This window comes from Pontibacter aydingkolensis, assembly GCF_019443125.1.
Classification (GTDB): domain Bacteria; phylum Bacteroidota; class Bacteroidia; order Cytophagales; family Hymenobacteraceae; genus Pontibacter; species Pontibacter aydingkolensis.
The window spans coordinates 138,053-149,788 of sequence record NZ_JAHYXK010000009.1; the positions used below are offsets into that span (position 1 = coordinate 138,053).

Sequence of the window (11,736 nt, forward strand, 5' to 3'; positions counted from 1 at the left end):
CTCTGTGTTCCCTCCTGCGCCGGGGGCGCTGCCCTCACGGGCACCGGATCTCACAAGGCGCTCAACGCAAAGACTGGGATTAACACTGCTTCGCCAGCGGCTGTTGCAATTTGAAATAAAGTATAAATATCTTTTTATGCTATAAAACGACGGCCTTTGCCAGGTGCATAAATGACGGTCCACTGTTCGAGCGTTCAGCGAGTTTGGAGCGTCTTGACTTTTTTGCCTACTTTTTGTGTCAAGACAAAAAGTAGGGCCCAGCCGGCGAGGCGAAAAGCCAGCTAGAAACAGACAAGTTCCTATTCTGAGGAGTTGTCTTTTCATGACATTTGCTTGACCTCCCTTCTACCAAGATCCTTACTGGATGACAATAAAAGAGAAAAGTATACTTCCGCAAGTTGAAAGCTTGCCTCAGTAACAGCCACAAAATGAAATCTCGCGGCAGGACATAGCGGGAGAGAGGCAGCCCGGCGCTGCAGTCACGGGGACAAGGATATCCCCGGCAGTTCGGTTCCAGACAGGGAAGTCCGTAACAGTAGAAGGGTGGAGCTAGAATAATTAAATCCGTTAATTCATCTAATCTGTTAAATCCCCTTAATCACCGGTCGATAATTTTCTCCCTGATCATCAGCCCTTAAACCCTCTTAACAATCAAAATCCAAACTTTATACTTTATACTTCTTGCATTCAAAATAAAAGTTCGTACTTTTGTAACGGCAAATCGGCACGGCCAGCTCCTGCTGAACTCCCCCAGGACCGGAAGGTAGCAAGGGTAGGTGGTTGAGCGGCGCGATGTTCGGTTTGCCACTTTTTTTTGCCCATACCCCAAGGCTTTTCTCCGCCAGCAAATTTCCAACTATTACTTTCCAGATTCCCAATTAATGCGTTAGATTTGTAGGCATAATCTACTACACTTCAGCATTATGAAATTCTTTATCGATACTGCAAACCTGCAGGAAATTCAGGAAGCGCACGACATGGGCGTGTTAGATGGCGTAACTACCAATCCATCGCTAATGGCGAAAGAAGGTATTTTCGGCCACGACAATGTAATGGCGCACTACAAGCAGATCTGCGAAATTGTAGACGGCGACATTAGCGCTGAGGTAATTGCAACAGATTTTGAGGGTATTGTGCGCGAAGGTGAACTGCTTGCCGAACTGCACCCTAACATCGTTGTAAAAGTGCCTATGATCGGCGAAGGGGTAAAAGCTATTCGTTACTTCAGCGAGAAAGGCATCAAAACCAACTGTACGCTTGTGTTCTCTGCAGGACAGGCTTTATTGGCAGCAAAAGCAGGTGCAACGTATGTATCTCCGTTTATCGGCCGACTGGACGATGTTTCGACTGATGGATTGCAGCTGATCGAGCAGATCGTACACATCTACGGAAACTACGGTTACCAGACGCAGGTATTGGCTGCCTCTGTGCGCCATGTAATGCACCTTGTGCAGTGTGCTGAACTGGGAGCTGATGTAGTTACTTGTCCGCTTAAAGTAATCACAGGCCTGTTAAAGCACCCACTTACAGACAGCGGCCTGGCTCAGTTCCTGGCAGACCACGCAAAAGGAAACAAATAAGTTAATTACGAGTTACGAATTACGAATTAAGGTAGCATCATGAAGAGTATTCTTTTGAGCTTTCATAATTCGTAATTCTTAATTCTTAATTCGTAATTATCCCCATGTACATCATCAAAGTAAAAGGCAAAGCAAAAATTCCGGATTATATTCAGCTTCGGGATGATAATTTCGTGCTTATTGCTTATTTTAGAGCCGACAGACCTCTTAAAAACCTGGACCGCTACGGCCTGGATGGAAAAGAGGAAGCGCTTGCTGCCCTTATCGAATCACTTGACTTTGGTAAGCTGCAGAAATTAGAGATCTGAACCCTTATATGAATTTTTCTACTTCCCCGGTGGTTTCGCTCCGCGAAGTCGCTATTTACCAGGATGTTAATACTATTCTTAGCAATGTCAACTTCGATATTGACAAAGGGGAGTTTGTATACTTAGTTGGACGCACCGGAAGTGGTAAAAGCTCATTGCTTAAAACACTCTATGCCGACCTTCCACTTCTGTCAGGCTCGGCAACAGTTGCAGATTTTAATATCTCGAAGCTTCCTAAAAAGCAGGTTCCATACCTTCGCCGTAAAATAGGGATCATATTTCAGGATTTTCAGCTTTTGTTCGACAGATCTGTAGCTGAGAATCTGAGCTTTGTTTTGCGGGCTACAGGCTGGAAAGACAAATCCAAAATAAAACAGCGGATGTCTGAAGTGCTGATGCGTGTAGGATTGGATGCTGCTGCTAATAAAATGCCACACCAACTCTCAGGTGGCGAGCAGCAGCGTATTGTGATTGCTCGGGCCCTGCTAAACGAGCCGGTTATACTTTTTGCCGATGAGCCAACCGGTAACCTCGACCCTATGGTGGCAGATGGCATTATGCAGTTGTTCGGGGAGATCAATAACAGCGGCACCGCCATACTTATGGCAACCCATAACTATGAGATCATAAACCGGTATCCTAAGCGCGTGCTTAAATGCGCAAACGGGAAAGTTCTGGATTCAAAAGTTGAGCAGTTCACTTTAACAAATGGTATCTGAGGTATCTATTCTAATCCCTGTCTTTAACCAGGATGTAACAGCCATGGTGCATACGCTGATTGCACAATGCAAACGGCTGGCCGTACGTTACGAAATCCTGTTGTATGACGATGGGTCTGATGAGGATATCAAGAACCTGAATCGCCTGCTGGCTAAGCAAAAACGCGTAATTTATTTTGAGCTGCCCGAGAATATTGGCCGTGCCGCCATCCGTAACAGACTTGCGCAAGATGCCCGCTACGATTACCTGCTTATGCTGGATAATGATTGCCTGCCAGTATCACCTAACTTCCTGTACAATTATTTAGTAGCTGCACCAAAAAGCGAGGTAGTTATTGGAGGGATAGCCTATGTTTCTAAAGCGCCGGATCGCCCCTATAGGCTGCACTGGAAGTATGGGAAAGTACGTGGCTCTAAAAATGCGAGAGAACGTCAAAAAAATCCTTACGGTGACATATACCTCTGTAATGCGCTGGTAAGGCGGGATATTTTTCTCCATTTTCCACTGCGCGAAAAGCTAAAGCGCTACGGCCACGAGGATACGGTTTTTGCCCAGGAAATGAGGCAGAACAACATCCATATCAAGCATATTCAGAATCCGGTTATACATTTAGGTTTAGAGCAGACACCAATTATGCTCGCTAAAACTTACCAGGCAGTAGATAACCTGGTACAGCTTTACCACGACGGAGAGGAACTGGAAGAAATTAAGCTTGTGAAAGTATTCGAAAAATTAAATAGCCTGCGCCTGGTAAACACCTATACATTGTTCTTTTCCGGTCTTGAGAGAGCCGTGCGCCACAACTTAAAATCCTCTCATCCTAACCTGCTGTTGTTCGATCTTTACAGGCTATACTTGTTCGGAAAAAAGGTACAGCAGGCTCCGGAGCTAACACCTGTTTCGGCTTAAGCGGGTATAGATGATTTTTTTCTGATGTCCAGGTATTTGTCTGTTGCCTGTTGAATAGTTCCTTTTGATTCAGTGGAGAGTTGGGCTTCCAGCGTTCTTTTACGGTTGTTCAACGTAACCCACCATCCTTCAACCAAATCCCAATCTGCTTTATTCAAGTTAGTTGCCCTACGCTCCAGATTTTCAACAAACCTGTGGTAAGTAGGAGCCAGCTCTTCAGCTGTAATGGCACTCATGTCATCCGCACTTATAGGCAACCCTAGTATCTCTTCACGCAATTTATACCTGCGGCTAGCCTCTTTGTATTTATTTTCTCGTTTAGCAACTGCTGCGTTGTAGCGAGTGTCCAGATCTTCAATTTCCGCTTGCCGGGCTTCGTCGTAGGAGCTGAAGTTATCTCTTACTTTCTTTTCCCGGTCCTCGTACTGCTGCATTAGTTCTGCAGACTCAGTTTGCCATAAGGTGCTATCCTGAACAGACTTTCGCATAGCCCTTAGCTCTGTTTCAGAATATTCAGTATCAGCATCCATTTCTGCCGTGGTAACAAACTCTTTGTAATTCGTGAACGCCTGATCAGCCTCTTCATTTGTTTGTCGGTTATCACAGGATATAAGTAGGAGCATGCTTAAGCAAACAAGCACAATCTTTAGAGATGTAAGCATTTCGATATATTTTTGATGAACAGTAATTTATAACGCATAGCAAAAGCTATGGTTTTGAGTAGTGCTTTGTATACGGTTTATACTTTACCCGCTTGTCTGTAAGGCTGCAATAAAACTTTAATTATCTTTGTTGGAGAGCACTAGAGATAATTGCCTACATGGAAGATATAAAAATGGTGGACCTGAAAGCCCAGTATGCCAAGCTTAAACCTGAGCTGGATGCCGCTTTTAGTGCCGTGATGGAAAGTATGGAGTTTATTAACGGGCCGCAGGTTTCCAACTTTGCCCGTAGCCTGGAGGATTACCTGCAAGTACAACACGCCATACCTTGCGCCAATGGTACCGATGCGCTGCAAATTGCGCTTATGGCGCTGCAACTGCCTGCCGGTGCCGAGGTTATCGTGCCTTCTTTCAATTATGTGTCAGGGGCTGAAGTGGTGGCGCTATTAGGCCTTAAACCTGTTTTTGCTGATGTGCTTGCAGATACATTTACCATTGATCCTGCATCGGTTAAAAAGATTATAACGCCGGCTACTGCTGCTATTATTCCAGTACATTTATTTGGGCAGGGCGCTCCTATGCAGGAGATTATGGAGATTGCCCACGAGCATAACCTGTTTGTTATAGAGGATAATGCCCAGTCCTTGGGTGCAGTTTATGTGCGGCCAGATGAACATGAGGTAAGACTCGGAACTATTGGCCATATCGGTACCACTTCTTTTTTCCCGTCAAAACCGCTGGGCGGCATGGGAGATGGAGGCGCTGTGTTTACCAACGACAATAAGCTGGCTGAGATCATCCGGAAGATCGCCAACCATGGGCAATCGGAAAAGTATAAGTTTTCTACCGTTGGTGTTAATTCCCGCCTGGATACGTTGCAGGCAGCCATGCTTGATGTAAAGATAAAGTATGTGGATGAGTACAATGAGGCACGTCAGGAAATTGCCCGTTTCTACGACAATGCTTTTGCCGATACTCCAGCTATTCAGGCGCCACACCGTTTTAAACAGAGTTCACATGTGTATCATCAGTACACCATCACTGTAGCACCAGCAGTACGCGACAGCTTAAAGTCACACCTGCGGGACAATCATATTCCAAGTATGGTGTATTATCCCGAGCCGCTTCACCTGCAAGAGGCTTATACTTATCTGGGTTACAAATCCGGCGATTTTCCGGTTTCAGAAGTATTAAGCCAAAGTGTATTGTCGTTGCCAATGCACTCAGAATTAAAAGAAGATCAGTTGACTTACATTTGCCAGAACATTCTGGATTTTATGAATAACAATGGCTGATTTACCTACTTCTGAAATACGGTTCGCTGTTATCGGGGTAGGGCACATCGGGCTCCGCCATGCAAAGCTCATTACCCAAAACCCGGATGCTACCCTGGTCGCGCTGATAGATAACCGGGATGGCTTTGTTTCGGAAGAAGAATTTGCCAGAGTACCGCACTTTGCTAGTATAGATGCGTTTATACTTTCAGGAGTACAGGCTGATGTGCTGTGCGTTTGCACGCCTAATTACCTGCACCACCCCCATACATTAGCCGGCCTGCAACATGGCCTGCACATAGTATGCGAAAAGCCGATGGCTCTGGAAAAAGCGCATTGCCAGGAGATGATTGCTGCCGCACAAACTGCTAATAAGCATATTTTCTGTGTGATGCAGAACCGTTACAGTCCGCCGGCAGTGTGGCTGAAGGAGGTGGTGCAAAGCGGCGTGTTAGGGCAAATATACCATGTGCAGGTAAACTGTTTCTGGAACCGCGACGAACGTTATTATACACCAGGCGGTTGGCGTGGTGTTGCAGCCAAAGACGGTGGTACGCTATTTACCCAGTTCAGCCATTTTGTAGACATGCTTTACTGGCTCTTTGGCGATGTGCAAAGTATAAACGGGCAGTTCAAGAATTTTAACCATGCTGCTTTAACCCAGTTTGAAGATAGCGGTTACCTGCAGTTCGCGTTTGAAAGAGGCGGTTTTGGTACGTTTAATTATACTACGTCGGTACATTCTCAGAACCTGGAGAGCAGCATCACGATCATTGCAGAAAACGGAAGTATAAAAGTGGGCGGGCAGTACATGAACAGCGTGGAGTTTTGCGACATCCGCAACTATACTTTGCCGGAATTACAGCCTTGCCAGCCAGCCAATAACTATGGACATTACACCGGAAGCGCAGCTAATCACCAGTTTGTTTTCGAAAACGTGATCAGCACATTACGACAGCAGAGCAATGCTACAACCAACGCACAGGAAGGTTTAAAAATAGTGGAGATAATTGAGCGGATGTACCAGTTAAAGTCTGCGCCTGAGGTGGTGGATGGTTTATAATTTCCAGCCAGTTACACTGTACACTATCTTCTTAAGCCAATCGTTCATTTCGGGGTATACATTTAAGCTGATCATCAGTCCGCCGTAAATAGCCGTGATTATGGCCGAGCGTACCAGCAAATCCAGAAATACATTTCCGAGGTAGGGCAGCAGGTAAGATGCGCCTAATGCCACGCCTGCTATTACCGTTATCGTGACAGAGCTTAGCGCAAAAGGCTGTATCTTATAAACCCACTGCACAAAAAACAGCCGCGCCAGGTTTATCACAACATACGAAATCATAGAAGCCATGGCGGCTCCTTCTATTCCGTAAAGCGGGATAAAGATATAGTTGGTCCAGATAGTGAGGCCGGCTAGTACAACATTGAACAGCAAGTCCCATCTATACTTCTCAGAGGTTGCAAGTATAATTCCGTTTATGCCAGTTGCCAGATCCACGATACGCGCCATTGACAGGAACAGCACTACATACTTACCGGCCCTGTAGGTGTCGGGCATAAAAGAGAAGAGGTTATCAATGTTAGCCCAGATGCCTATAAACAACAGCAGCCCCACGATCATGTTAATCACTGTGATCTGTTTGTAAAGCTTCTCCATTTTTACCATATCCTGCTCTTTCCAGTACTCAGCCACCTGTGGGAAAGCGATCTTGAAAATGGAACGGGCAGGAATCATGATGGCGCTGGTCATAAAAAAAGCTGTGGTGTAGATACCGTTATCGCTTAGGCTGTAAGAGCCGATCATTACCTGGTCTACGGTGGTGATTATCGTTACAGATATGTTACCCAAAAAAGTAAAGAAGCCGTAGTACAGCATCTCGCGCAGCGGTATCATTTTAAGACCTGACCAATTGGGGAGTATAAATAACTGCTTAAGCCACAGAGTATACACTACCAGCACCAGCGCAATAGCCGAGTTAATGCCGATGTACAACTGCACGAACTGGTGAAAATCTATCCAGCCGAACGCATATACCGAGATAAGTAATGTAGTGAGGATCCTGAGCAGAAAATCCTGCACAAAAGACGATACGATGGTCTTGAATAAAGAACGCAGGTATGCCGTGAACAGGTTAAAGAACAGTGTAAACAGCGCAAGCGGGATGATGTAGTAATAATAGTCTATCAGCAGCCTGGAACCTTCGCCATCGTAATAATCCATTACCACAGGCTTTAGTAGCAGGAAAAGAGCTGATATAAATGCAAAGCCCAGCATGGGCACCGACAGCAGCAGAAAAAGAAAGCCGTGGTGTTTTTGTTCTTTGCTCCGGAAGTATGGGAAGTAGCGCACGCTCATGTTCACAAACCCGAGGGCAGAGAACTGCGCAAACATCATCGAAATGGAAATAAGCAAACGTGTAAGGCCCACCTGCTCTTCGTCCAGGTAATTAGGGAAGAGGTAAATGGCATTCACAAAACCAATCAGGATACCGGCATAGGAGACAACTGTATTCCAGATGCCCTCGCGCTGTAACGTTCTACTCATTTGCTAAAGTTGGAAGCCGCAAGTAAGTTAAAAGTTTAGAGTTATGAGATAAAAGTTGATGGTAAAGTATAATTTGATGGGGCACAGTAGGTCTATTCACATCAAACATATACTTAATAGTAGGGTATTTCACCCTCTTTTACTGGCACGTGAATCATTAACGTGGAGCACACTCATTCCGAAAGCTTTCGGGGTGACAGCACATAACGCCAGTTACAAACTGGCCTCATATCTAACCACCGGTTTCCGCTGCGCTCAAACTGGCGGTATACATCAACTATGAACTCATGTTTCAGAAAAGTTACTGAACAGGATAAGGCGTTCTTGCCCGCGCCATGCTTTTAACTCTCTACCTTTCTAACTTTCTCCGCCGCCTCTGTACAGGTAAGAAAGGCCGTACCATCTGTTTTGAGCTTTTCCAGAATTTGCTCCAGCACTTGCCGCCAGGATGGGGCACCTTTTGCGACAGGGTATTCTGAGTAAGACGAGAAGTTTTCATTATGCCAGAGTATCGTAAACAATCCTCTGAATTTAATAACCTCCTCTATAACAGGGGCTACAGCCGCCATTGCCTTGTCTGACTTTAAACCCAAGTAGTTTATACTATAGAGGGTGGTATCCATGAGAATAAGCGGCAATTCCAGAAAGCTGGCTGCTTTTCGTTTATTAAAGTCGAACGGGTAGAAAGGGTGGCAAAAAGAATTCCGGAAGCCGAAATGCTCAGAAAACCCTAACGAGGAGTCGTACTTTAGTTTGCTTTGCTGCAGCACCTGTTCGGTGTTCTCTGGCTGGTAACATAAGTAGTGAAAGCGGTTGCCGTTTACTTGTACAGGTAATTTTCGCTGGTCGGCTTTTAGCTGCACCAGGTCGTTGGATGTGCCAAAGCTGCCGTGTAGAGCTACCTCATGCTCCGTTTCTGCAAGGGTTTTTATCAGTTTCTGATACCGGGGTTTTGTTATATCGTAGTCTGCATTTGGGTAGCCGTTGTAGAACTGGTTGCTGGGTAAAAAGAACAAGGTGGCTTTTGCTCCATACTTTTCTGCCACTGCTGTTACCTCCGAAAGGTTATCCCAGGCATCTTTACCAACTGCTTTCCTAACAAACAAGGCGGCTACATTTTTGAACTCAGTAGCTTTAAAAGCTTGTTTTCCGGCAGCTCTCCAGGCACTGTTAAGGCGGTCTATGTCGCTGGTAAGGCAGGTGGCAAAAGTATGATCTCCCCAAATGCTGTGGCTGATATCTACCTGGTGCACACGCTCCAGCACCTCTTTGAGTATGTCGAAATAATAATTAACAACTGGCTTTGTGATAAAATTATACTTTGCCTGTACACTGGCTTTGTAAGTATACCTCCTGAACTTGTCGCGCTCTGGGCCATAGTGCTCCTGCCAGCCGCTGAGCAGGTAAAAAGCAGAGGCAATAATGTCGTAATTTATACTTGCCGAGCCGTTGGGGTGGTAAGTAACCAGTTCCTGTTCGTTGTCAGCATCAAAGAAGAAAGGTATTTTCTCGCCTTTCCATTCGCGCCATACAAGTTGCTGTGGCCGTGGCCTTTTCTGCTCAAAAAAGCCGCCATCGTATTTTCGGATGCTTACCCGGCTTTTATGTATGATATCCTCTGATAAGTCGTAGTGAACAGATATATCCTTGGCCTTCGGAAAAAGAAGGTGAAAATGCTTGAGAGTGTAATCTAGTTGGTACAAAGCTATTTTATGACTTCGAGCCAGCCCTTAAACGTATTCTGAGAGCGGCTGCTTTTAAGGTGATAAAAGTATAAACCAGCAGGCACGCTACTTGCGGACCAGCTGTTGTCATAACGCTCACTTTGGTAGATAGATTTTCCCCAGCGGTTAATAATTTTAATTTGCAGGGTTTCGGTAGCTACACCTTCTATTAAAAATACATCATTTTTGCCGTCTCCGTTAGGGGTAATAATGTTAGGGATGATCGGGCATTCTTCATCAGACACAACTGTTTCGCGTGTAATTGTGCAGCCATTCAGCATTATATCTACTTTAAAATTGCCCGGCTGCTTTACTTCTATAGCAGGAGTGGTAGCCCCGTTGCTCCAAAAGTAGGTTGCCCCGGCAACCGTGGCATTAAGTATAACGGGCTTGCCGTAGCAAACAAAATATTCCTGTGCCCATGGAAGAGCAGGTTCTTTTGGGATAGTTACTTTTACCTCGTCGCGGGATACGCAGCCGTTAGCGCTTGTTCCTTCTACCCAGTAGGTGCCCGAAACAGTAGCTGTGATGGAAGAGGTTGTAGCACCTGTGTTCCACTTATATGCAGCAAAGCCAGAGGGGGCTGCAAGCATTACAGATTCGCCAAAGCAAAGAGTTTTATCCGGACCTAAGTCTATTGCAACTGGTGTAGTTTCCTGCACCGTTATAGAGCCCGTAAGCTGACAGCTGTTTTCGGTAACTGTTACGGTATACGTGCCTGCCTGTATTATTTGTATACTTTTAGTCGTGGCGCCTGTACTCCATTTTACTGTACCTTTATCTGTGGTTACGCTTAGTGTAGCATTAGCGCCTTTGCAAATTGCAGCAGGACCATTAATAGTAACAGCGCCACTCATGATACCAGTTGCAGAAAATTCTCCATAGTTTGCTGAGCTATGGTACGTCATTCCAGGAGAGTTTACAGTATCTGCAACGGCTGCCCATGAGGTAACAGTGTTATCGTTACGGCGGTAAAGCTTACCTCCACACGTTAGATCATACTGCTTAAACCATATTTTATATTTTTTGTCCGGTTCACCTATCTTAAAGAGTCCATAATACTCTTTTACTTCCTGCGGGTTGGGCAAGCCATTGGTTGAGGTAGGAGTTGAGGCAACCTGGTATAAATGAAAACCCTTGACAGCTGCATCGGCCCTGGAAACAGAAAAGTTGGCAATACTTGTAATTAACTCTAACGAATTATCCCATTTACTCGCATACCTGTAAACACTTTTATCCCCAACAGGAGCACCCGATACAACCCAGGCGGTGGAGGGGTTCATATTCCGGAAGGTGCCATTGATTTTTGAATTACTTTCATCCTGCACCGTACTGCCTGCTGTTTGATCGAACTTATAATATGCCACTAGCCCATTACTTGCCGTGCTCACTTTCTGGCACATGTTCTGCCTGATCTCATCTGCAGTTAGTGCCTTATTCCAAACTTTAATTTCATCCACTATACCATTATAGTTCTCGTTGTTCGCAATCACATCTTTGCCGATCGCCATTGGAACAGTAGTGGCTAAATTTGTCTGGCTAAAACCTGAGTTAAACTGTACTTCAAGTATACCATCCACATAAATCTGCCAGATGCCGTTGTTACAAACGCCTGCCAGGTGATGCCAGTTATTATCGTTAACCAGGGTGTTGGAATAGCCGGAGTTCCTGTAATTGCCAGAGCCATCGCGCCCTGCAAAAGCAGCCTTGCCATCCTTAATGATCAGGTGGTATCCTCTGTCGCCACTATTGCTATACTTGCCCAGTATCCAATGGTATTTAAAGGATGATGTTTTAACCCAGGCTTCTACGGTTACAGAATTGGTTATACCGCGGTTGCTTGTTCCCAGATCAACGTAATCGTCAATTCCATCAAGCTTTAGCGCATTAAGCGGGCCCTGTGCTTTAAGTAAGCATGGCCAAAAAATAATAAGCAGAACTGTAATGAACTGGAGTAGAGTTGTTTTCAAAGGTGTTTCTGGCAAATGGGTGAGTTATACTTAAATATATA

At 45.3% G+C, this 11,736-nt stretch carries 10 protein-coding genes and 1 other RNA gene; 7 read left to right on the top strand and 4 right to left on the bottom strand.

All coding sequences use genetic code 11. The features are described 5' to 3' along the window. Positions 1 to 712 precede the first annotated feature (712 nt). The 5 genes from ffs (at position 713) to K0O23_RS12450 (ending at position 3,517) form a co-directional block, all read left to right on the top strand. An RNA gene (gene ffs / locus K0O23_RS12430) (signal recognition particle sRNA small type) lies at positions 713 to 812 on the top strand. Positions 813 to 923: 111 nt separating this feature from the next. After that, entirely contained in the window at positions 924 to 1,580 is a 657-nt protein-coding gene (gene fsa, locus K0O23_RS12435) for a fructose-6-phosphate aldolase (protein WP_219877746.1), read from the top strand. A 104-nt stretch (positions 1,581 to 1,684) separates the two neighbouring features. Beyond that, positions 1,685 to 1,888 (top strand): fructose-6-phosphate aldolase, encoded by a 204-nt coding sequence (locus K0O23_RS12440; protein ID WP_219877747.1) that lies wholly within the window; start codon positions 1,685 to 1,687, stop codon positions 1,886 to 1,888. Positions 1,889 to 1,896: 8 nt separating this feature from the next. Then, positions 1,897 to 2,607 carry a cell division ATP-binding protein FtsE gene (locus K0O23_RS12445; protein WP_219877748.1) on the top strand — a complete coding sequence of 237 codons (711 nt, stop codon included), beginning with the start codon at positions 1,897 to 1,899 and terminating at the stop codon, positions 2,605 to 2,607. Continuing rightward, a complete protein-coding gene (locus tag K0O23_RS12450) occupies positions 2,597 to 3,517 on the top strand; it encodes a glycosyltransferase family 2 protein (RefSeq protein ID WP_219877749.1) in 921 nt (306 codons plus the stop codon). Before K0O23_RS12445 ends, K0O23_RS12450 begins: the two co-directional genes overlap by 11 nt. Here the strand turns inward: K0O23_RS12450 and K0O23_RS12455 are convergent. Then, the gene (locus tag K0O23_RS12455; protein ID WP_219877750.1) at positions 3,514 to 4,140 is read right to left on the bottom strand and encodes a hypothetical protein; all 627 of its coding nucleotides are present in this window, start codon (positions 4,138 to 4,140) and stop codon (positions 3,514 to 3,516) included. The two genes, K0O23_RS12450 and K0O23_RS12455, sit on opposite strands and share 4 nt — an antisense overlap. Before the next feature lie 197 nt (positions 4,141 to 4,337). Here K0O23_RS12455 and K0O23_RS12460 point away from each other — a divergent pair, with 197 nt between their 5' ends. Together K0O23_RS12460 and K0O23_RS12465 are read left to right on the top strand one after the other, a co-directional pair. After that, entirely contained in the window at positions 4,338 to 5,474 is a 1,137-nt protein-coding gene (locus tag K0O23_RS12460) for a DegT/DnrJ/EryC1/StrS family aminotransferase (protein ID WP_219877751.1), read from the top strand. After that, complete coding sequence (locus K0O23_RS12465; protein WP_219877752.1) at positions 5,467 to 6,516, top strand: Gfo/Idh/MocA family protein; 1,050 nt, start codon at positions 5,467 to 5,469, stop codon at positions 6,514 to 6,516. Before K0O23_RS12460 ends, K0O23_RS12465 begins: the two co-directional genes overlap by 8 nt. Here the strand turns inward: K0O23_RS12465 and K0O23_RS12470 are convergent. The 3 genes from K0O23_RS12470 to K0O23_RS12480 all read right to left on the bottom strand — a co-directional run bounded on the left by K0O23_RS12470 (position 6,511) and on the right by K0O23_RS12480 (position 11,695). Then, on the bottom strand, positions 6,511 to 8,001 hold the full coding sequence (locus K0O23_RS12470; RefSeq protein WP_219877753.1) for a lipopolysaccharide biosynthesis protein: 1,491 nt from the start codon (positions 7,999 to 8,001) through the stop codon (positions 6,511 to 6,513). The genes K0O23_RS12465 and K0O23_RS12470 overlap by 6 nt on opposite strands. Positions 8,002 to 8,342: 341 nt before the next feature. Next, positions 8,343 to 9,704 carry a DUF7033 domain-containing protein gene (locus K0O23_RS12475; protein WP_219877754.1) on the bottom strand — a complete coding sequence of 454 codons (1,362 nt, stop codon included), beginning with the start codon at positions 9,702 to 9,704 and terminating at the stop codon, positions 8,343 to 8,345. A 2-nt stretch (positions 9,705 to 9,706) separates the two neighbouring features. Next, positions 9,707 to 11,695, bottom strand: a complete 1,989-nt coding sequence (locus K0O23_RS12480; RefSeq protein ID WP_219877755.1) for a LamG-like jellyroll fold domain-containing protein — start codon at positions 11,693 to 11,695, stop codon at positions 9,707 to 9,709. Positions 11,696 to 11,736 lie beyond the last annotated feature (41 nt).

Bases quoted from the DNA above. Each gene is read 5' to 3' on its own strand.
- K0O23_RS12470 (WP_219877753.1), bottom strand. From the start codon at position 8,001: ATGAGTAGAACGTTACAGCGCGAGGGCATCTGGAATACAGTTGTCTCC.
- K0O23_RS12460 (WP_219877751.1), top strand. From the start codon at position 4,338: ATGGAAGATATAAAAATGGTGGACCTGAAAGCCCAGTATGCCAAGCTT.
- K0O23_RS12440 (WP_219877747.1), top strand. From the start codon at position 1,685: ATGTACATCATCAAAGTAAAAGGCAAAGCAAAAATTCCGGATTATATT.
- fsa (WP_219877746.1), top strand. From the start codon at position 924: ATGAAATTCTTTATCGATACTGCAAACCTGCAGGAAATTCAGGAAGCG.
- K0O23_RS12465 (WP_219877752.1), top strand. From the start codon at position 5,467: ATGGCTGATTTACCTACTTCTGAAATACGGTTCGCTGTTATCGGGGTA.
- K0O23_RS12450 (WP_219877749.1), top strand. From the start codon at position 2,597: ATGGTATCTGAGGTATCTATTCTAATCCCTGTCTTTAACCAGGATGTA.
- K0O23_RS12455 (WP_219877750.1), bottom strand. From the start codon at position 4,140: ATGCTCCTACTTATATCCTGTGATAACCGACAAACAAATGAAGAGGCT.
- K0O23_RS12445 (WP_219877748.1), top strand. From the start codon at position 1,897: ATGAATTTTTCTACTTCCCCGGTGGTTTCGCTCCGCGAAGTCGCTATT.